This is a genomic window from Ruegeria sp. YTSC004 (genome assembly GCF_059609805.1).
Genome location: NZ_JBXWMJ010000001.1, coordinates 518,525 through 539,046 on the forward strand (window position 1 = coordinate 518,525; position 20,522 = coordinate 539,046).

15 protein-coding genes are annotated in these 20,522 nt (G+C 53.0%); 5 read left to right on the forward strand and 10 right to left on the reverse strand.

Translation table 11 applies throughout. The features are described from left to right. Window position 1: 1 nt before the first annotated feature. From AC2FFP_RS02600 to AC2FFP_RS02615, 4 genes are all read right to left on the reverse strand, one after another. Window positions 2-1,018 carry an ATP-binding protein gene (locus tag AC2FFP_RS02600; protein WP_496880680.1) on the reverse strand — a complete coding sequence of 339 codons (1,017 nt, stop codon included), beginning with the start codon at window positions 1,016-1,018 and terminating at the stop codon, window positions 2-4. Further along, the gene (locus AC2FFP_RS02605) at window positions 1,011-3,188 is read right to left on the reverse strand and encodes a TnsB C-terminal domain-containing protein (protein WP_496880681.1); all 2,178 of its coding nucleotides are present in this window, start codon (window positions 3,186-3,188) and stop codon (window positions 1,011-1,013) included. The genes AC2FFP_RS02600 and AC2FFP_RS02605 overlap by 8 nt, the downstream gene beginning before the upstream one ends. Next, a complete protein-coding gene (locus tag AC2FFP_RS02610) occupies window positions 3,185-3,916 on the reverse strand; it encodes a hypothetical protein (RefSeq protein ID WP_282157040.1) in 732 nt (243 codons plus the stop codon). Before AC2FFP_RS02610 ends, AC2FFP_RS02605 begins: the two co-directional genes overlap by 4 nt. A 137-nt stretch (window positions 3,917-4,053) precedes the next feature. Then, a complete protein-coding gene (locus tag AC2FFP_RS02615) occupies window positions 4,054-4,338 on the reverse strand; it encodes a helix-turn-helix domain-containing protein (RefSeq protein ID WP_425597020.1) in 285 nt (94 codons plus the stop codon). A gap of 522 nt (window positions 4,339-4,860) precedes the next feature. On the opposite strand from AC2FFP_RS02615, the gene AC2FFP_RS02620 reads away from it, so the two are divergent. From AC2FFP_RS02620 to AC2FFP_RS02630, 3 genes are all read left to right on the forward strand, one after another. After that, on the forward strand, window positions 4,861-5,127 hold the full coding sequence (locus AC2FFP_RS02620) for a hypothetical protein (protein WP_282157039.1): 267 nt from the start codon (window positions 4,861-4,863) through the stop codon (window positions 5,125-5,127). Window positions 5,128-5,276: 149 nt separating this feature from the next. Next, window positions 5,277-11,663, forward strand: a complete 6,387-nt coding sequence (locus AC2FFP_RS02625; protein ID WP_496880682.1) for a P-loop NTPase family protein — start codon at window positions 5,277-5,279, stop codon at window positions 11,661-11,663. After that, window positions 11,614-12,237, forward strand: coding sequence for a hypothetical protein (locus AC2FFP_RS02630; protein ID WP_496880683.1), 624 nt, complete (start codon window positions 11,614-11,616; stop codon window positions 12,235-12,237). The genes AC2FFP_RS02625 and AC2FFP_RS02630 overlap by 50 nt, the downstream gene beginning before the upstream one ends. Before the next feature lie 368 nt (window positions 12,238-12,605). Here AC2FFP_RS02630 and AC2FFP_RS02635 read toward each other — a convergent pair whose 3' ends face one another. Both AC2FFP_RS02635 and AC2FFP_RS02640 read right to left on the reverse strand, forming a co-directional pair. Further along, window positions 12,606-13,175 carry a metallophosphoesterase gene (locus AC2FFP_RS02635; protein ID WP_282157036.1) on the reverse strand — a complete coding sequence of 190 codons (570 nt, stop codon included), beginning with the start codon at window positions 13,173-13,175 and terminating at the stop codon, window positions 12,606-12,608. A 20-nt stretch (window positions 13,176-13,195) separates the two neighbouring features. Then, a complete protein-coding gene (locus AC2FFP_RS02640; protein WP_282157035.1) occupies window positions 13,196-13,618 on the reverse strand; it encodes a hypothetical protein in 423 nt (140 codons plus the stop codon). Between the two features lie 195 nt (window positions 13,619-13,813). Here AC2FFP_RS02640 and AC2FFP_RS02645 point away from each other — a divergent pair, with 195 nt between their 5' ends. Next, window positions 13,814-14,071: a helix-turn-helix domain-containing protein gene (locus AC2FFP_RS02645; RefSeq protein ID WP_282157034.1), complete on the forward strand. Its 258-nt coding sequence runs from the start codon at window positions 13,814-13,816 to the stop codon at window positions 14,069-14,071. A gap of 248 nt (window positions 14,072-14,319) precedes the next feature. On the opposite strand, the gene AC2FFP_RS02650 is transcribed toward AC2FFP_RS02645, so the two are convergent. Continuing rightward, window positions 14,320-16,602 carry an adenosylcobalamin-dependent ribonucleoside-diphosphate reductase gene (locus AC2FFP_RS02650; RefSeq protein ID WP_496843691.1) on the reverse strand — a complete coding sequence of 761 codons (2,283 nt, stop codon included), beginning with the start codon at window positions 16,600-16,602 and terminating at the stop codon, window positions 14,320-14,322. A 128-nt stretch (window positions 16,603-16,730) separates the two neighbouring features. On the opposite strand from AC2FFP_RS02650, the gene AC2FFP_RS02655 reads away from it, so the two are divergent. Continuing rightward, window positions 16,731-17,162, forward strand: coding sequence for a DUF1489 family protein (locus tag AC2FFP_RS02655; protein WP_282118950.1), 432 nt, complete (start codon window positions 16,731-16,733; stop codon window positions 17,160-17,162). On the opposite strand, the gene hisG is transcribed toward AC2FFP_RS02655, so the two are convergent. From hisG to hisS, 3 genes are read right to left on the reverse strand one after another with little or no spacing between them, the layout of a single operon-like run. Next, entirely contained in the window at window positions 17,163-17,852 is a 690-nt protein-coding gene (hisG, locus tag AC2FFP_RS02660; protein ID WP_058275488.1) for an ATP phosphoribosyltransferase, read from the reverse strand. Then, window positions 17,849-18,937 carry an ATP phosphoribosyltransferase regulatory subunit gene (locus AC2FFP_RS02665; RefSeq protein ID WP_496770418.1) on the reverse strand — a complete coding sequence of 363 codons (1,089 nt, stop codon included), beginning with the start codon at window positions 18,935-18,937 and terminating at the stop codon, window positions 17,849-17,851. The genes hisG and AC2FFP_RS02665 overlap by 4 nt, the downstream gene beginning before the upstream one ends. Before the next feature lie 3 nt (window positions 18,938-18,940). After that, on the reverse strand, window positions 18,941-20,428 hold the full coding sequence (gene hisS / locus AC2FFP_RS02670) for a histidine--tRNA ligase (protein ID WP_496696219.1): 1,488 nt from the start codon (window positions 20,426-20,428) through the stop codon (window positions 18,941-18,943). Window positions 20,429-20,522 lie beyond the last annotated feature (94 nt).

The window sequence follows — 20,522 nt, forward strand, 5'->3', positions numbered from 1 at the left end:
TTCAACTCTCTCCGTCGAGGTTGACGTTTACGTTTGCACCTGAACTTGGGACTACGATATTGAGGTAATCTGGAACGATATACGGGTTGGCGGCGTCAACCAGTTTGTACTTCTCCTGGAATCCCGCAGCGAAGTCAGCGACGGTAACCTCCTTGGCTTGGTTTGTAATTGCAGCGGTCAAACCTCGAATTATTTCCTGAATGGTCTTACCGAAATCACCGCTGGATGCATGAAGCAGTCTCCGGACGAAACTCACTTTTCTCAGATCCGGGTGCAGGTCAACATCGACCACTGAAGCATAGTGCGAGACGATCGACATCACGTCCGATTTGTGCGTTTCGGCCACCAGTTTTGAACATGAAATTCTCGTCGTTCGGTTCACCAGTTGATCATCGCGCTGAACCAATGTGTTGAGCTCGGGCATGCCGGCAAGAACCACGCATACTGGCCATTCTTTGTCCTGCAAAAGGGAATTAAGAGTATTGATAACTTTAGTGATCTCAATGCGGTTCTGATTGATGATAAAGTCCTGCGCTTCATCAATGAATAACACCAGAACCCCCGATTTCTTTAAATACTGCCGCACAAGATTCCAGATGTAATGGGCTTCCTTGTTGTTGAGATTGAGGGGGTCAACATCGCTTTTGTACCCCAGTTCAGCTAAGATATTTTGCCCAACGGATTTCAGCGTCGCAGGAGAAGATGCTTTGATTGCACATACGTCAGTTTTGGTTATCCGCTCCACGCCACGCCTGACAACACGCTTGGGCTGAAGATGCGGATGGTGATCCAGCACATAATCGATGACGGTACTTTTTCCGGAGCCCGAATTGCCGAAAAGAACAATGCCCTCGCATTTCCGGCGTTTTGGGGCAGCGATCTCGATATCCAACCTTAAGTCAGCCAAAATGGATGTGAACGCCCTTGAGAAGTCTTTATGAAGTTGGTTTTCAACAAAGATGTCGTTGAGTTTGCGGGTCTCTTTCGAGACCCGCATTGCACTGTTAAAATCATCCATTGTGGCCTGTCCCATGAAAAACCAAACCACTTGCCTCAACAATGGCTTCGTCGTCTATGGCTGGACATTCCGGTTGCTGAACGACCTTGCGGGCTTCAGGAGCTGCTGCCTCTGACGCAGCAGAACTCACCTTGAACGAGGTGGCGACGAAGTGTTTCTCCATCTCCGCCGAGGACAAAGCTTCGGCTTCAAGCCCTAGGAAGACAGATTTCTCAGCCCGGTTTATCTGCTTCGCCGTGCAACCGAACGGGGTCATGTCCATCAACAGGAATGGTTCGTTATTCATCGCTCGAATATCTGCCAGCGCCTCCAGAACGACGTGTCGCTTCAGTAGGGATTGATCATGATTGTATTGACGAATGGCCCTCACCTTAGCGATCCAAAGATCCATTCGAATACCATCAAACCCACCCCCGACAGCCTTGGCAGGAAACCACATCCCGTCGATCAGCACGTCAACAGTTCCAATGTTTTCGGGATTAATCCGCACTTTGACATTGTGTTCATCGTCTGGTCGACGAAGGAATAACTGGTCAAGTTGGTCGCATCGATATTGAATACCGCACACCAGAACGCCGTTCCCGCGCACCTTTCGGCGCACATTCAGACCGAAAATAGCGCGGCGATCCTTTGGCAGCGGCGGCGGACACATCGGATACCGCCGGCTCAATCGGTCCCATGCGTTGTTTGGCGTTTCGCCATTCAAGCCCTCATGTGGTCGATTGTGGTAAACATCGACAACAAATCGCACCAACATCATCGCGAGCATGTCATCAGTTAACGTCGCCGTACCCTCGGAGTCGAAATCTCCCTTCTCGGCAGGGTTTGAAAATACCCTGCCATTGGCCTCTTGGAACAAATCCGTATTGAATGTTCCGAACACCCTTTCGATGAACGGGCGCAGCCATGGAGTTGCCCCTGCAGGTGTATCGTGCGTGGCGCCTAACGCGGCCAGAGCTTCCGCAAACTGATACGATAGAAAAGCCGTACCCTGGTCCGTCGATACGAAAGACAGCCCGCAATATTTATCCCAGCGGTCTTGCGCACCGGCTGCGATTGCAATGTCTGTTTTATCTCTCGTAGCCAGCGATAAGCATTTAACAGCTTCTGCGCCGGATGGGTTTTTGCATATGTGGATCGCCAAAATGCACTTGGTCGTCGCGCAGATCGCAACATACATCCAGCGCCGTTGCTTTGGGATTTTCTTGCGTTGCTCTTCTGTCAGTTGCTCCCAAATGAAGGTTGTCGTTGCCAGTGTCATCAAGTCGATTTTGCCTTCGTCGATCTCTACATGCTCACCTGGAAACTGAAGAGGAATCCCTCTTTCAAACAGAGCATATTTCTTGCGAGCGGCATCGAGGCCCCGACGCTGGCAGTATACAAAAAATGCATCCATTTTAAGGATAGCCCGCCGCACGGCGCTGAGTTTTGGGATCTTCCATTCGTGCAGGCCTGCTTCACGGCGTTCAGCATTGACCTTAGTAAACGCCTCTTCGGTCTCTTCCGCTATTTTCTTTTGGCTCTTTCTGCGACGTGTCGCGTACTCCTGAACACATTTTGTCAGCAACGCCACCACTCCGGGTTCAAACCGCTGTGTATAGTTTCCTGACTCGCCAATGCGGCTTCTCAGACCTTCAATGCGCAATCCCGCATCTTCATAGTCCCAATACCATCGGAGCAAAGTGCGAGCCCCTGGTTCATCCGGAACCTCGCATACCTTTCCAGCCCGCTTGTTCTTGCCGTTACGCTGGAAAGCTTTCCACTTCTTTGTCACCGATGCCGTGATACTCGGCAGAAGCCCTGCGATTGAGACATCTGTTCGAACAGCCTCCTTCAGTTCAAACGCGCGGTGTAATTCATCGCAAAAGAGCTTTTTCCAAAACACATCTTTGCGCTCGTCTTCGGGGAGGTCTGCAAACTGCAGGCCATCATCGACACGCGGTTTCCGAGATTTGCGAAGACTGTAATCGTCCCGCTTATAGACCAACCGCTCGGACTGGCCGAGTTCGTAGATTTCTTCGTGTGAAAATGTCTCAACTACGCGTGGTTCAGTCACCGTTTCAAGCATGACGCACTTGGCGTCTTGTCTGACAAATCTATAAGCGGTCTCGTCGATTACAAATTTGTCGCCGGTGCAGTAGTTCCAGAAGTTATGATTGATAAAACTCATGACAGTGCCCCCACGCGGACAACTGTGCCGTAGTCGATCAGTCCAGCTGAGACTTGATGCAGGACGCCACGATAGATGGAATTTAGGATCGCCCCGTAGGCTCTTCCTGCGAGCCCTACAGCGTCAATTAGGTCGCTGATTGTTGTACTCCCATTTAGTCGGCGTATTTCCCGCTCAACTGCTAATTCCGCTTCCTGGTCGGCAATCCTCCGGATGGCATGGTACCGCGAGTTGTTGACCTGTTGTTGACGCGAAATCGTGCGGTCCGTGAACAATGCGACTTCGTTTGCAAATCCTGCAGGGACGCAGGCAGCGATTTGCTGGAGGGTGAGATCAAGCCGGTCTCGTACAGCTGTTTCAAATGGTTTGACGGCCACCAAGATCTTGTAACCATCTGAACGATGGGCAAGTAAATCGAAAGTGTGCTTCTTCTGGTTACCGTCAACATCCACGTATCCAACTGGGCCAGCCTGCCCAGTAACTTTAACAATGCCTGGTTGAGACAGGTAATGCTGAAGCCCTTTTCGCTCCAAAATAGCCTCAACCGAAACAACGTGGTTTGGACCGGAGCCCTCGTTTGGTAGCACCACGTTGCTTGTACCGTGTCCTTTTGTTCGCCGATTGATAGCTCTCGCTCCCGGTAGGAAAACGGGTTGAGGAAAGCCATGGGTAGTAACATTTGAAGACATGCTGTCTCCCTTCTTTTGATGAAATTGACCAAAAGCCATCTGTCGCTGCCCCAAGCGGTGCTGCGTTAACTTGACTTTTGGCGTTAAAAGAGGGATCAAAGCGGTGTGATGGATCTGCCAGATTTTTCACACAGCTTACAAAGGTCGGAGCGCTCCAACGCTTCGGCCTTTGCCTCTTACGGAACCCCAGAAACTTTGTCGTTCTGAACCTCCTTTTGCTGGTTTTCGTTTTGTGATTGATCTGGGTGGTCAGAATATCGCGACGGCCATATGGCGGCCGGATCCTCACCAAGCTTAGCGGCGATAGCGCTCTGAATTCGCTTGCTTTTAATAACACCCGAACAGCAATTTGAGACGGCCCCGGTACTAATCTTAAGCTCCGCGGCTATGCTACTGAAGCTATGTCCGAGCAGCCGAATTCGGTATTTCAGGTTTTCTCTCAAGGCCACTTCTTTTTGCATCGCTTCGACACCAAACCGCTAGATGTAGTATGACTTCATACCGATCTCTATGCGGGTGATTCTCGGCTGGCAAGAGCTTCGAATCGTCATACAGGCACGATTTCCCCACGTGGCAGACATGGAGCTGCTTATTCAGAAAAGCTGTTTTTATTCAGTGCCTTCACAGCTTTCTTAAGGGTAGATTTAATAATTAACTTAGGGAAAATCAGAAATCGCCAATGAAACCTAATCGTTCAAGATCCGAAGGGCGTTCTAACGTTAAATTGGGGTCGGAGCGCACACGTATCGAACTTCAAACGCTTCATGTATGAAATTCGGCCTTAGTGATGTTAAATCACTCGTAAGTGCGACAATTCGACTCACGGCATATCAAGTACGTCTGGCACTGCTTTTGAAGCGCATGACGGCCCACAACGGCCATTCACCGACCAGTCAGGTTACTGCAAACCTAGCCAGCTTTGCGGACATTGGCTTTCGTGATCAGTGCCTCTATCATCCACTGAAGATCAAAGAGGTATTTAGATGGAACGCGAACCCAACCTTGTCATTTCTAGCGCCTCGCAGCGCATCGTTGAGGATGGGCTGCCATTCAAGGTAGACATCTACAAACTCGAAGGCGGGGACGGATGGTCGCTGGAGGTTGTGACCGAAAACGGGACATCCATCGTCTGGGACGATCTCTTTGACGACGACCGGTCTGCGCTAGAGGAAGCCGTCACCACCATTCGCAGAGAAGGTGCAGTGGCATTTGCCAATGGCGGGTCAAACGTCATTCCATTCAAGAACTAAGCTAGGCACGAACGGCCCAGAACTGTCGTTCGACGCTGGTGTATGCCCTATGGCGACCGATAGCCTTGCCAAGGCCTTGAATCGTAGGGCAATCGATGTGAACATCGTTGGAGACTTGTCACTAACTATCGCATTGAAAAGATGAAGTATTGAGCAGATCTTTAGACGTACTTGGCGCACCCGCATCTAACGCCGGAGATGAATTTCATGAAGCCTGGGCACTCGGAAACGCCCTAAAACTGCTGGACCCGGCTACAGGCCTTACGGAGCTAACAGTCGAGGGTGTTAGGGAGGCTGCAGAAACTAGGGACGACGCAAATTGGGACGGTGTGGACTGCGCATTATACTTCGACGACAATGAGAATCATGAAAACTCACGCGTTGAACTCGTTCAGCTAAAGTACTCGGTGACTGGCCAGAACAATAGTTGGACGCTTGCTCGTTTTTGCGCATCAACAAAGAAGACAGGCAATAACTCCGTGGCGCGGAGACTCGCAGACGCATTTCGGGGTGCGATTAAGGGGAAAAATACTGGCCAGGTGAAGGCATCGCTGGGCATTAAGCTGGTAACGAACCAGCCAATAGCAAAAAGCCTGCAGAACACTATAGATAAGGCAAAAAGCAGTGAGTTGCAGGGAGACGATTACGACACGCTGAAACGAGCAACTGGTCTCGGGAAAAACCAACTAATCCAATTTTGCGATTTGCTTTCGCTTGAAGGCGGTGAAAACGCCAGAGCTGAGCTCCGTGAACAGAATACAAATGCAATCGCAGAACTTGTTCTGAGCCCAGTCAAGGACATGGCCGACAATCTGCGTGTGCGTATTCAGGAACTGCTTGGCCCGGAGGGGAATCGCGCTGTCAAGCGCGATACGGTGTTGAGTTGGTTTAACCTTGGTAGAGGGCAAGGGCTGTTCCCTTGCGAACCACAGCTTGAGCCCCTTTCCGAAGTGATCCCGAGAACCATAACTGAAACTCTAGCCAGCGAGGTTCAAAAGCATTCACCGGTAGTGCTGCATGGAAAAGGGGGCTGTGGAAAAACAACGACAGCTAGAAGTCTAGAGACCGCGTTGCCACCTGGCTCAAGAACCATAGTTTACGACTGCTACGGCGCAGGCAGCTATCGTGACCCGTCAAGGCCAAGGCATAGTTCGTGGCAAGGGTTCACTCAATTATCTAATGAACTAGCGAGGTTGACCAAAACTCCGCTGTTCTTTCCTTACAAAGAACGGGAAGACATGGCGCCGTCGTTCCGCCAAAAGTTGGAAACGGCGGCTGAGATTTTTGGTCGAGAGAATCCTGGTTCACTGCTGGTCATTGTAATCGACGCTGCGGATAACATCACAACTCACGCAGCTTCACAAACTCCGCCACAGATGTGCTTTGTGGATCAGTTGATTGCCTTCACAGATTTACCCTCCAACGTTCGTATTGTTGTCACCTGCCGCACCTCTAGACTGTCAAAAATGAACCTCCCTGAGGGGTCAAAAAAAATCCCATGCCCCGAGTTTTCTCTGAGTGAAACAAGCGCAATGGTCACGCTTCGTGGTTTGGAAGGAAGCGAAACTGAGATCACCGATTTTCATGCTCTCTCGCGTTGTATTCCTCGCGTTCAAACAAGTGCGTTGGCCGGAGCAAAATCGTTGTCAGATGCGATCGACTTTCTACGCCCTAATGGAAAGTCGTTGAATGATCTCTTCGATGCAAAGGTTCGCGAGGCTTTTGACCGTAGTGGAGTTAACATACGGCGTAGCCATTGGTGTGCAGCTTTGGACGAACTTTCAGCCCCGATACCTATTGGTGTATTGTCTCGCGTTTGCAAACTTAACGAAGAAGTCACTGAAGACATAGTGAACGACCTTGCACCGAACCTGCGGTTAGGTGATCGGGGCATTGAGTTTTCTAACGAGGACTTTGAAGAGTACTCGGAGGCCACTGCCCAAGAGGCAAAGGACACGGTGCGTTCGGCGATTGCCGATGTTCTTGTATCTGAGAGACTAAATTCAGGTTATGCAGCCTCGCATTTGTTTGACGCGCTGATAGCTTGCGGCAGAAAATCTGAGATGGGTAGTTTCCTCGGAGAAAGGGACGGCACTGCCGCGATTTCGGATCCGATTGTTAGGCGAAGAGTGGATCTTTCACGTCTGCGAGCCGCACTCCACATCGCATCAAATGATCAAGACGAAATAGCCGTTGGAGAGACAATGTTTGTCGGAGCCGAAGCGATGCGAGCCTCCGGCAAAGTTGACAACCTAATTTTGGAGAACTCTGATTTATCGGCCCCTTTCCTAGAGGAAACAGTTGGCCTTCTCGTCCTCAATGACCCCGAGAAACGAAGCAAGCAAGGCTCGGTATTGTTCAACCTTGCACGAGAAAAAGCGAGGCAAGGCAAACCCTTTGAAAGCCGCCTAAATCTGCAGGCCGCCGAAGAGTGGATGCACCAAACCTTTAATGATGAAAACCGGCATCATAGCTGGAACACACAACAGCGTGATGTCGTAACAAGATTATTGACGTTTTATGCCCTTCGCGGATGGCCGTTGGTCGAACAAGATTGCGATCGATGGACGAATGCCTCTTTCTGTGTAGCTTTGCGCAAATGGGTAATCGCGAAGATTGTGATCGAGTGCGGCCCTAGCGTGATCGCTAATATCTTGGAGGAGATGAACTTTCGCTACCATTTCCTGGCAGTCAATGCTTTGCGTCGAGCCGGCGTTACTCCCTCACCCGAACAGCTGAAAAATGCCCTCATCGGCCTCTCCCAATTCGATTTTGAGATGATTGCGGAAGATGACGGATTTGGATCCGGACCGTCGCTAACAGCCGAAATAAGGGATGAAATACTGTTCTTTCTCGAGGGGTTAGTGCCAACTGGAGAAATTGCACAGGAAACTCCGAAGTTAATCTTGAATATACTGCGAAATGACTGGCCGCGAAATTTCCAAGGGCTTCATCTAACCTATCCTTACCGCATAGACTTTGCACTGCGCACAGCCATTTTAACGTCGCATTCAAACGGTGAGGAACCAGACCTCAAAGCTGTCTTCACTGAACCGGAAAGGCCTAGAGAAGAAGAACAGGCTGAGGAAAGCGAAAGGGAATTCAAGCTCGCAAAAGAGCGGTATGATGAGATCTACGGGTTGCTCCCAGCATATAAAGCATACGCATCTTTGTTAGGCAGCAGGACAAGTACCGCCGCTAAGCAGTTGGATCAGAAAATAACCAACCTGGGTAACACAAGTAGCAGGAGTTATCACTTTTCTTACATGAGGAGTATTCTGCGCCTCAGAGCGACCGATCTACTGCTTTCGTCAGGGTTGGACCGACCAACCAAAGTCACCTTCTTGAATTCCTCGCTGGCCAAAGGCGAAGGCTTTTCTGACCAAGACGCTGAACTGTGTGCGATCACTTTGCACGATCCCTCACTGCAAGCTGTAGTTGCCGAAACGTTGGAGCGAAAGTCGGAGGAAGTTCGGAAGCTTCACGTCCGAGCAACCGAAAAATCTGAGTATCTGCTTTCAATAGCGCGCGTATTCATGGACTTCTCTAAAGACCATGCATCGGTGATTTTTTCGGACGCGCTGAAGATTGCAGAGGAAGTCGATCTCGAAGCGTTAGACGTGTTACATGCTTTCTGCCGCGTCGTGAGGCGGGAGCGCCCAGATACATCGGAAACGAGAGAACTCTTGGGCGCGTTTGCGAGGGTTGTACGGCATGCCGGCGAATTGCTAGATTCGGAAGATGGGTTTCCTTTGGAAGAGGCCTTGGAGGCGATCTCCATATCGAACCCACCTGTTGGCGCAATGACCGCTTCTCGTTGGGGAGATGAAGGGTTCACTACGCGCTGTAACGAGATATCGCTGTTCCTAAAAGCTACGCTCGACACAGGTTGGCTTAGCGCACCCGATGGATATTCGCTTGCCCAGGTCCTGGGAGATGTGCCGCCATCGGTTGAAGACAGAATTCTGAATGACTTGGGCAAAGTTTCTGAGGACGTAGGGGGTGGTTTGTTGAATCATCTCGTTCAGCGAAAGATTTTGGAAACAACACCCTACTCTGATGCCCATCTTCCCGACAATCTGGAAGAGATGTGTCGATCCACGAAATCCGCAGCGGCAGCTTGGTCCCGGCTTGAACAGATCAGGCATTTCAAATCAATGGCTTCGTCGCCGCAAAAACCTTATAGCGAAAAAGCCGATCCGATGCGGCCCGAACCAAATAAGGAAATTCAGACGGATAAAGGTGAAGCCAATTGGTCCTCCGTTGATCCGCTGTCTGCTGATACAATCGCTGACGCTCAAGAAGCAGATCGAAATGCAAGAATTTTCGACTACAAAGAGCGTCTGCTTGAGTTGCGGACGCGAGTTCGGTTTGCAGATCAGATAAAGCACCTCAATACACTCGCTCAATGCGCACGGACATCTAGATGGCCCGACAATGAAATAGAAGCGATCTTTGCTGCTTTGGACGACTGGCCAGGAAGGGCTACAAGCGAGTGGTGCGCAAGCGAACTTCCTAAGCTGACTGTGGACCTTGGCAGCAGAACGATGGGCTATAGTTGGTATCATGGAGAACAGTTCACTGAACTCCAGACCCGATCTGGGCTACCTCCAGAAGGCCGACGTCAAGTTGTTTTAGACTTGGTTGAACAGAATGCCTCGAAGCTGGGTGCAGCGAGTCTTCTGAAGCTTCTTGCCGAGTACGTGAGCAACCTGGAACTGGAAACAGCGGATGAACTATTGGTTCGGCTGATCGACCGCACAGAAGTTCGCCTAAACATTGATGACGACGTGCGTAATCGGTACCTATTTGAGCCACAAAACCTACCCTCAACTCAAAGCGAGATCGTCTCAGCTCTGATTTACAGGTATTTGGGCGATATTGATTCAAGAGTGCGTTGGCAGGCTTCTCACGCACTTTTGACTTCCGTGCAGTTAGGCCTAGCAGACTTGATAAAAGGTGTTTTGGATCATGCTACTGGGCAGTTCAATTGCCACTACACTTTCGCCGACTGCCCGTTTCAAGAAATGAACGCTGCCCAACAATTGTCGATGGTGTTGGCTCGAGTGTCATCTCATCATCCGGCTATTATTGAGAACCATGAAGCCGCAATCTTGAAGCTATGGGCCAAGCACCAACCGCACATTCTGATCGGACATTTCCTAGCGAGAGCGCTTGATCAGGCACGACAATGCGGAGCGAACATAGAGGTGGATGAAACAAACCTGGCCTCAATGAACGGCGCAGCTTCGACGAGGGCACCGAGATTGAAAGATCGCCATTCCCGTGCTTTCGATAGTCACGCCGACCCAGGCTCGAGATTTAGCTTCGACAGCATGGACATCATACCATATTGGTACTCTCCCGCATGCCGGATGTTTGCAGATTTGTCATCCAGTGAGTTGATCCAAGTTGCCGAGGAATGGATCGTGGATCGCTGGGATGGCCACAAAGAGACCAGTCATTGGGTGAATGAGCCGAGAAAGAGCCGTTTGAAAGATGACGACTACGGACTTTATTCGGCGGGGCATGGGTCACGACCGACCATCCATCGACACTCGGTCTATTTACAATGGCACGGCTTGCACATGGCGGTTGGCGAACTGATGAAAACACGCCCTTTGGTGGGAGCTGATGACGATCACTATGACACTTTTGAAAGTTGGTTGGAGCGCGATGACACGACCTATCCAACGATCTGGATATCGGACCTTCTAGAAGCGTTGCCACTTTTGAACAGATACTGGGAACAACTTGAACCTGATCGAGAGGAATGGGTTGGCGAAGTGGATGCAGTTGATCCGCTGGCAGAGCTAATTGCGGAAGACGGTAGCCTGGTCCTTTGTCAATATCGCGAGCACGGGGTGTATGAGTATGGAAGTCAGGCAGCCCATGGAGAAGTTCGTAGTAAAGCTGCTTTCGTTCCAAGCAAGACGGCTCCCGCGCTTTTGCGTGCTTACGCAGCCACCGAAGACTATTATGATGTTTTCATTCCTGACCTTGACGAGTTTGACGAGGACAAACCAAAGAATCGAGATTTCAGTACAATTCCAGCCATCCAGCGCCCAATGGGCAATCGTGATTCCGGAGTAGACGAAAAAGACCCACGCCGCTTTGAAGCACGGAGTATTCAAGCTGCTCCTTCAAGCGCTCTTTTGGGTGCCCTTCAAATTTCAGCTGGCGCTTTGTCATCTCCGTCGTGGGGTGTTGCAGAAAATGGGACCACAGATTTGCGCTACCGTACTTGGAGCACTACTCCGAGCGACAGCGAAAGGTCTATGCGACATAGATCATATTCCTTTATCGACGGATTTCGATTGTGCATCACCAAACATAGCCTTCGAAAGTGCATGGATGAACTTGAATGCGATTTAATAGCAACTGTGAATTTTGAACGTTCAATTGGGAGCGACTATGGCCAAAACAGAAGAAAAAGAGTCGCACAAAAAAGGGTCGAAGTCATCCGGCTCTGTCGCGACGGAACATATGAAACGAGATCAGGCAATAGAGGAGCTTGGGCGCAAGCTCATCAGTGAACTGGATGACCGTGACATAACAGCAAAGTGGATGGCTGCTTACTTGTCGGAGCAGATGATCGCCTCTGAGGAAGATGCAACACTCAAACAGGAAACTGCTGATCTGATTTTGAAGCTTTGGCCGGAACGACGCCACTACCCTGGCAGAGATCCAATGCAACGATATGAAAAAGCACTTTCTGCCATGGAGTTACAGCTATCTACTGGTGATCCAGTGTTCCAAATCCGGACGCCATTCGAACCGCCAAATGGTCCCAATGAGGATAAAATCAGCTTGGCCAGAAAACTGAAGCACCATGCTGCAAGTTTGGCTTCCATGTTGGTTAGGGAAGTCGTGGCAGAACTAGATCTCGACCAAGACCAGCTTGCTGAGATTGCCGAAATTGCCGATCCAGATGCAGAAACACGTTTTCTAAATGTCTTGAGGGTTGTGGTATACGATAAGGAAAATGGAAAAGACCAAAACGATACACACGGTGAAATTCGAGAGGTGATATCTGATCTTCGACTTGCTCTCGAAGAGCTCGAGACAGTTCTTCAGCAAGGGGTTGAGGATTCGAAGCGAATAAACTAGCTGAATTTGATGCGCGCAAATTTGTGACAATGCAATCCGAGTAGATGTTTCATCTTCCAACAGGGTGGAGCATCATTCTGATTATGTAGCGAAAGGCAGCTTTGCAGGCAGCGTATTGGGCTATTTGCGAACGCGGCGAATTCACACCTTCCGCCCTTCACCGTGTATGCTCTGTCTCCTTACCCAAGGTGGCGGAGTTTAGCGCGCGTTGCATGGCATCGAAGTGTTCGCGTGATATCATCGCAAAGAGAGATTTCCTGTACCTAGTGATCATAACGGGTTCACATTGAACCGCCTCCAGGATTTCAGACGTGTTGCGTCTCAATTGGGTCGTTGAAAAGGCCTTCAAATCTTGCCCTCGTAGCGGTCTAAGTGTTGAGTTTCGCCCTATGCTCAACATCGCCCCAATGCTTGTTTAGCGGCAACTTCTTTGCCCGACGCGCAATATCGGCAAAGGTAACCGGCATAAAGTCCCACACATCAACGCCGACATTCACAGAATTGCGAGACCCGCGCCAATTGTCGTGAACATGACCGAAGAGCTGTAGTGCACCTTTGCGAGCATGGTTCCAGGTAACCATTGGGTAGTGGCACAATGTGTTGGGCAGGTTTTGGGGACCATCCTGCAATTCTACGAAGTGCGCGATGGAGTCCCAGGGTAGTTCCAGTGTTGGCTTGAGATCATGATTGCCAACGACCAAATGACGCTCAGCGCCCGGCAACTGATTGAATATCTGCTCAACATAAGCGCTGTCCTTGGCCTTGGAGCCAAAAGCGAAATCACCCAGAATCCAAAGTTGGTCCTCCGGGCCGACCACCTTCCACATGTTTTCCAACAGTGCCGCGTCCATCTGCGATGCCGACATGAAGGGGCGGTTGCAAAACCGCATGATGTTTTCGTGGCCGAAATGCGTATCAGCCGTATACCAGATTGTCATTGTGTGTTCTCTCGGCTCGGTCAGCCCGCCAGAGCCCTAAATTCCTCAGGGGTGTAGTCGAGGGCCAGTAATTTCAGAAAGAGCAGTTCCAGCGGCAATTGTGTCTCCATCCACTGCACTTTTTCGGCATTGATGCTTAGATCGAAACCGCCAAACTTGTTCAAGGAAATGCAAATTTCACGCCCATTTAGAAAATCCCAAAGGAGCTCGGAAAACGGACCCTCCCCACTCTTTGGATGCGTTGAAAGGCCGGAACACTGAGCAAGGATTGATGGCAATACGTCCGTAAAGACAGCCCATGCCTGATGTAGCTCCTGTATTTTCAATGTTTGCAAACTAGAAGTGGGCTGCAGTGCTGTCGACTTTAGCGCCAGTACCGGTGCAAACTTCGATAGGATAGCTTCCTTGGTGTTTGAGACATCGCCTGCTTTCACGCCTGTCATCTCAACACCCAACCTGTATGTCGTCGATGGCAGCTGAATCCAGAGAGCTTTGCGAAACGCCCAAAGCGCAATACAGGTCCGCAAGGGTTATATGTATATTTGGCATCACTACCCACCTTACATGTATAATCTGATTTTTAGATAATCTGAAAATGAGATTACTGGAAGTGTCCGAAGCATCTTACGGACACTCAATTGACCAAAACACTTCACACCGACGGACACTTGGCGCTCATTGAAGCGCTCATTTCAGCCCGTAAATCCCAAAATCTCTCACAAGCAGCCTTGGCGGAGCGGTTAAGGTGTCATCAATCGTTCGTTGCGAGGATCGAGTCGGGTCAGCGGCGTATTGATGTGCCAGAATTGGTGATCATTGCGCGGGCGCTCGATGTTCCTGCGGAACACTTTTTCGAAGCCGTCATTAAGGCCGTACCACCGGGTGAACGGATTTAAATATCTGATTTTGTTTACTAATCACGCAACCAACAAAGGACTTGTGCGACTTTGGATGTGACCGAAGCAAGATTTTCGCGTCCAAAATCTACTCAAGCCCCATACTCAAAATAGAGACGGCTTCACCCCGAAAGCATCGTTGTGAAGCCGCTCAATGTACAAACTATGTGTAGATAGTGGACCCAAGTTAGAACGAATTGGGCAATCTATGGGTCACTTCACAGCGGAACACGCTGAAATTCACGACATCAGCCACATTTTGAATGACCGCAGCTGCGGCAGGTCATGCAGCCCTCGATCATCACCATGTCGTACTGGCCGCAGGATGGGCAGGCTTTGCCGCGTGGCGCGTCCATGTTGACGACCTGAGCCTGGGGGTCGGATTTGAGCGCCATGCCCTCGCCCTCAAGAAAGCCGATATTGATCATGTGCTGTTCGATCACGCCACCAATTGCGGCCAGGATCGACGGGATATACTTGCCCTGAACCCATGCGCCACCGCGCGGGTCAAACACGGCCTTCAGTTCTTCCACAACAAAAGACACATCCCCACCCCGGCGGAACACGGCCGAGATCATGCGGGTCAGCGCCAGCGTCCAGGCGTAATGCTCCATGTTCTTCGAGTTGATGAACACTTCGAACGGACGACGACGGCCACCAATGACAATATCATTGATCGTCAAGTAGATCGCGTGTTCGCTGTCGGGCCACTTCAACTTATAGGTCGACCCTTCCAGAGATTGTGGGCGATCCAGCGGCTCCGACATGTAGATCACGTCGCCACCGTCAATTTCATGCGGTGCGCTTGCACTTTCACCCGGCGCTTTGTCTTCGCTTTCCGACACGGTCAGGACGGACCCCGTCACATCGTTCGGACGATAGGTCGTGCACCCTTTGCACCCCTGATCCCAGGCCTGCATGTACACATCTTTGAAAGCGTCAAAGCTGATGTCCTCGGGGCAGTTGATCGTCTTCGAGATCGAGCTGTCGATCCATTTCTGCGCCGCGGCCTGCATCTTGACGTGATCGGAGGGGGACAGCGTCTGTGCGTTGACGAAATAGTCTGGCAGCTCTTTGTCGCCAAATTTGTCGCGCCACATCTGCACGGCGTAGTCCACGACCTCTTCTTCAGTGCGCGAGCCATCCTTTTGCAGGACCTTCCGCGTATAGGCATAGGCAAAGACCGGCTCGATCCCTGACGACACATTCCCCGCATAGAGAGAAATTGTCCCCGTCGGCGCGATCGAAGTCAGCAAAGCGTTGCGGATACCGTGTTCGCGGATTGCATCGCGCACGTCATCATCCATCTGCTGCATCGTGCCGCTTTCCAAGTATTTCTCGGCGTCGAACAGAGGGAACGCCCCTTTTTCCTTCGCCAAGTCGACCGACGCCAGATACGCGGCGCGCGCAATCGCTTTCAACCAGAGCTCGGTCTGACGCGCGCCCTCGTCCGATCCATAGCGCAGACCCAGCATCAGCAAGGCATCTGCCAGCCCGGTCACGCCCAGCCCGATACGGCGCTTGGCCTGCGCCTCGGCGGCCTGTTCGGGCAGCGGGAACTTCGACGCGTCGACAACGTTGTCCATCATGCGGACGGCTGTCGCGACCAGCTCTTGCAGGGCAGCCTCATTCAGATGGGCCGCATCTTCGAACGGCTCTGCCACAAGACGGGCAAGGTTGATCGACCCCAACAGACATGCACCATATGGCGGCAACGGCTGCTCGCCACACGGGTTCGTCGCCGCGATGGTTTCGGCATAGCTGAGGTTGTTGGCATTGTTGATCCGGTCGATGAAAATCACACCCGGTTCGGCATAGTCATAGGTGGCCTGCATGATCTTGTTCCACAGATCACGCGCTTGAACGGTGTGGTAAACCTTGTCTTCGAACACCAGCTCCCACGGGCCATCGGCTTTGACAGCTTCCATGAAAGGATCGGTGACCAGCACAGACATGTTGAACATGCGCAGGCGTGCAGGGTCGGACTTAGCCGTGATGAACTGTTCGATATCCGGGTGGTCACAGCGCATGGTCGCCATCATCGCACCCCGGCGCGAACCTGCGGACATGATGGTGCGGCACATCGCGTCCCATACATCCATAAAGCTCAGAGGCCCGGATGCATCCGCCGCGACCCCATGCACATCCGCTCCGCGCGGGCGAATGGTCGAGAAATCATAGCCGATCCCCCCACCCTGCTGCATGGTCAGCGCGGCCTCTTTCAGCATATCGAAGATACCGCCCATGCTGTCCGGCACCGTGCCCATGACAAAGCAGTTAAACAGCGTCACACGTCGCGCAGTGCCTGCGCCAGCGGTGATACGGCCAGCAGGCAGGTATTTGAAATCTTCCAGCGCTTCGAAGAACTTCTGCTCCCAATGCGCCGGGTCTTTTTCGACCTGCGCAAGATCGCGAGCGATACGCCGCCAGCTGTCCTCAACCGTTTGGTCAATGGGCGTGCCATCGGCCTGTTTGAAACGATATTTCATGTCCCAGATCTGCTCGGCGATGGGGGCGGCAAAGCGGCTCATTGGTGATTCCCTGTTCTGAAAGAGGTATCCAGATTATCCCAGATCACACCTTAACCACAACACCTTGATGACAGGCTTTCTTGAGCTACAATGTATAGACGGTCTTGGGACGACTCTGTGGGAAAGCTGTGGATAAGTACATAAACCTCATAAAACTCTCCGTCGGATCGGAAAGCGTCGACACGCTGATGGAATGGCAGGATAGCCGCAAACCGCTTTATGAAGACGGCTTGCCGCGCCACGTCACCCGCATGTGGCCCAAGCGCGAGGCCGAGATTCTGAACGGCGGATCAATCTATTGGGTGATCAAGGGTGTCGTACAGTGCCGCCAGAAGATCCTGCGGCTGGACGAAGTGCGCGGCGAGGACGGTATACGCCGCTGCGCCATCGTGCTGGACCCTGAGGTGCACCGCACACAGAATGCCTTGAAACGCCCGTTCCAAGGGTGGCGATACCTCAAACCGGAAGATACGCCTGCCGATCTTCCCAAAGGACGGGCCGAGGATGATTCTCTGCCCGACGATCTGAATCGCGCGTTGGCGGACATCGGCGTGCTGTAATCAGCTCAGCCGGTCAAGCAATTCGGAAAGAACCTCTTTTTCACCCACACCATAGCTGGCAACCCGACTACGCCACAGCGTGGCCTGTGATTGCAGGATCAGGCCGTCCGACAGGATTTTTAGGTGGTTTGCGCGCAATGTCTCACCTGTCGAGGTGATATCGGCAATCGCCTCGGCGGTTTCGTTCATCACAGTGCCTTCGGTTGCGCCCTGGCTGTCGACCAGAGTGTAATCTGCAACCCCAGCGTCCGTCAGAAACTCGCGCACCAATCGGTGGTATTTGGTCGCAATCCGCAACCGGTGCCCGTGGGTTTTGCGAAACGCTGCCGCCGCAGCATCGAGATCGTCCAGGGTTTCGACATCGACCCAACAGGCAGGGGTCGCAATGATCAGATCCGCTTTGCCGAAGCCCAACTCGGAGACTTCTTCAATCTGCTGTTCCCACCGTGGCAATTTTTCGTGCACCAGATCTGTTCCGGTGACACCCATATGAATGCGGCCAGCTGCCAGTTCGCGGGGGATTTCCCCGGCAGACAGCAGGATCAGCGAGACTCCGTCGATCCCTTCAACCTTACCGGCATATTCGCGGTCTGATCCGCTGCGCGACAATGTGATGCCGCGCTTTTCGAACCACGAAAAGGTCTTATCCATCAATCGGCCCTTCGAGGGCACGCCCAGTTTCAAGCTCATTGCGCGGCCTCCTCGATTTCCAGCATCAGGTCCGGGCGCAGTACGCCGCCAACAGCTGGAATTTCTGCCCCGTTGCCCAGTTGTCGCGTCAGCGCATCGTAACGCCCGCCGGTGGCAATCGGAGGCAAATCGGGGCGACCTTCGGCATAAAACCCAAAGACAAACCCGTCGTAATACTCCATCGACGTACGCCCATAGGCAGCCTCGAAATCCAACCGGCTCACGTCAACACCACGCGCCTGCAGGGCAGCAATTCTTGCCTCGAGCCTGTCCAGCGCCGGGGTGATCTGAGGCAGGTCAACGGCCACATCCCGCAACTGCTCCAAAGCAAAGGGCATGGTTTCCCGAACGGTCAGCAGAGATTCCAGGCCTGCAAGCTCGTTGTCCGAAATTGGCGGCGTCTCACGATCTTCGCGCAACGCGTCGATGCGGGCCTCAATCTCGGCAGCGCGGCGTTTTCCGATCATAGGAACGTCAAACCCCATCGGGTCTGCAGCCTCCAAAAGCATTGTGCGGTGATCCGGCTCGGGCTTTCGTCCGGCGAACCGGTCCAGCAAGACGCGGAACCGACGTGGACGCCACAGGTGGCGCATCAGCGCGGCCTTGCGCCGATCCGTAGTGCGCAGCCCCTGAACAGCCGCCGTCAGGATGCCGATGTCACCGGTTGCCGCGCGCAGGGGCAGCCCCCGCAATTGCAGGGCAAACAGGGAAAACACCTCTGCATCGGCCCCGGCGGGATCATTGCGATCGAAAACTTCATATCCGACCTGAATGTATTCGTTGGATCGATCCGGGTCATGCTCTTGCCGACGAAACACTTCACCTGAATAGGTATAGCGCGCGGGTTCAGCCCCTTCGGTCATGTGCATCTGCACCACCGGAAGGGTGAAATCCGGGCGCAGCATCTGTTCGCCACGCAACGCATCCGAAGTCACGTAAGCACGCGCGCGGATGTCTTCGCCATAAAGGTCCAGCAACGTTTCAGCCGGTTGCAGCAGGGGCGTATCCACAACCTGCGCCCCGGCGGCTTCGAACCGGACACGCATCATCGCGGCGCGGGCCTGTATCTGGGAACGATTGGGCATCGGTCAGTCCTGACTGTCCAGAATCTCGCGCACTTTGGCGACCAGATCACCACGTGACACTTCGAACTGGCTGGGGCGTTCTTTCCATTCCTCGAGCGTGGCGCTTTCGGCAATCTTCGCGCCCAGGATCAGATCCTTGATCTGCACGATCCCATTGGCTTTCTCGTCACCGCCCTCGATCACTGCAATCGGAGAGTTCCGTTTATCCGCATATTTCAGCTGATTACCGAAGTTCTTGGGGTTGCCCAAATAGACCTCGGCCCGAATACCGGCATTGCGCAGTTCCGCCACCATCGCCTGATAGTCGGCCATCCGGTCGCGATCCATAACGGTCACGACTACAGGACCCGTGGCTTGCGCGGCTATCCTGCCTTTTTCGCGCAGGGCAGCCAGCAGACGGTCGACACCGATGGAGACGCCGGTCGCCGGAACTTCCTGCCCGGTGAAGCGTTTGACCAGATCGTCATAGCGACCACCACCCGAGACCGATCCGAATTGCCGCTTGCGGCCTTTCTCATCGAAAATCTCAAAGGTCAGCTCGGCCTCATATACCGGCCCGGTATAATAACCCAGGCCGCGCACGACCGAAGGGTCAATCTCGATCCGGTCCGCGCCGTACCCGCCCGCATCCAACAGGGTTCCGATCTGTTCCAACTCGGCGATCCCATCTGCACCGATCTTGCTGTCGCCTACGGCGGCGCGCAGGTTGGCCAATGTTCCGGCGGTTTCGGCGGCCTTGGAGGTCAGAAACGCGATCACCGGCTCAGCCTGATCCTCGCTGAGGCCAACGCCGTCGATAAACGCGCCAGAGGCGTCCAGACGGCCTTTGGTCAGCAGCTCTCGCACGCCCTGCTCGCCAACTTTGTCGAACTTGTCGATGGTGCGCAGAACGTTGTCGCGGGCAGCGACGTCTTCGCCAAGCCCCATGGCCTCAAGCACGCCATTCAGAACCTTGCGGTTGTTGACCCGCACCAGATAGTCGCCGCGCGGAATGCCCACGGTCTCCAACGTATCAGACAGCATCGCGCAAATCTCGGCGTCTGCGGCCATCGAGGCCGTACCCACCGTATCCGCATCGCATTGATAAAACTGACGATACCGCCCCGGCCCCGGCTTTTCGTTCCGCCAGACCGGCCCCATCGCATAGCGGCGATAAGGCGTTGGCAGATCGTTGCGGTGCTGCGCATAGACGCGGGCCAACGGCGCGGTCAGATCATAACGCAAGGCCATCCAGTCGCCCTTGTCATTCTCGTCGACTTCCTGCCACGCAAAGACGCCTTCATTCGGGCGATCTACGTCGGGCAGGAATTTGCCCAGCGCCTCGACGGTTTCAACCGCGCTGCTTTCCAGGGCGTCAAACCCGTACTGATGATAGACGTCCGCAATAGCCCGCAGCATCTCGGTGCGCTGCGTGACTTCCTGGCCGAAATAGTCGCGGAACCCTTTTGGCGTTACGGCCTTGGGGCGGGGCTGTTTCTTGGGCTTGGCCATGTGGGACGTCCTTGGGAGTTGCCTTGTTCCGCGCGCGGTCTATCCCATGGCCTGCATCGGGGCAAGGCGCGCTTTCGCTGGCCATGCGCTATCC

Bases quoted from the DNA above. Each gene is read 5' to 3' on its own strand.
- AC2FFP_RS02600 (WP_496880680.1), bottom strand. From the start codon at position 1,018: ATGGATGATTTTAACAGTGCAATGCGGGTCTCGAAAGAGACCCGCAAA.
- AC2FFP_RS02605 (WP_496880681.1), bottom strand. From the start codon at position 3,188: ATGAGTTTTATCAATCATAACTTCTGGAACTACTGCACCGGCGACAAA.
- AC2FFP_RS02610 (WP_282157040.1), bottom strand. From the start codon at position 3,916: ATGGCTTTTGGTCAATTTCATCAAAAGAAGGGAGACAGCATGTCTTCA.
- AC2FFP_RS02615 (WP_425597020.1), bottom strand. From the start codon at position 4,338: ATGCAAAAAGAAGTGGCCTTGAGAGAAAACCTGAAATACCGAATTCGG.
- AC2FFP_RS02620 (WP_282157039.1), top strand. From the start codon at position 4,861: ATGGAACGCGAACCCAACCTTGTCATTTCTAGCGCCTCGCAGCGCATC.
- AC2FFP_RS02630 (WP_496880683.1), top strand. From the start codon at position 11,614: ATGAAACGAGATCAGGCAATAGAGGAGCTTGGGCGCAAGCTCATCAGT.
- AC2FFP_RS02635 (WP_282157036.1), bottom strand. From the start codon at position 13,175: ATGACAATCTGGTATACGGCTGATACGCATTTCGGCCACGAAAACATC.
- AC2FFP_RS02640 (WP_282157035.1), bottom strand. From the start codon at position 13,618: ATGACAGGCGTGAAAGCAGGCGATGTCTCAAACACCAAGGAAGCTATC.
- AC2FFP_RS02650 (WP_496843691.1), bottom strand. From the start codon at position 16,602: ATGAGCCGCTTTGCCGCCCCCATCGCCGAGCAGATCTGGGACATGAAA.
- hisG (WP_058275488.1), bottom strand. From the start codon at position 17,852: ATGAGCTTGAAACTGGGCGTGCCCTCGAAGGGCCGATTGATGGATAAG.
- AC2FFP_RS02665 (WP_496770418.1), bottom strand. From the start codon at position 18,937: ATGCCCAATCGTTCCCAGATACAGGCCCGCGCCGCGATGATGCGTGTC.
- hisS (WP_496696219.1), bottom strand. From the start codon at position 20,428: ATGGCCAAGCCCAAGAAACAGCCCCGCCCCAAGGCCGTAACGCCAAAA.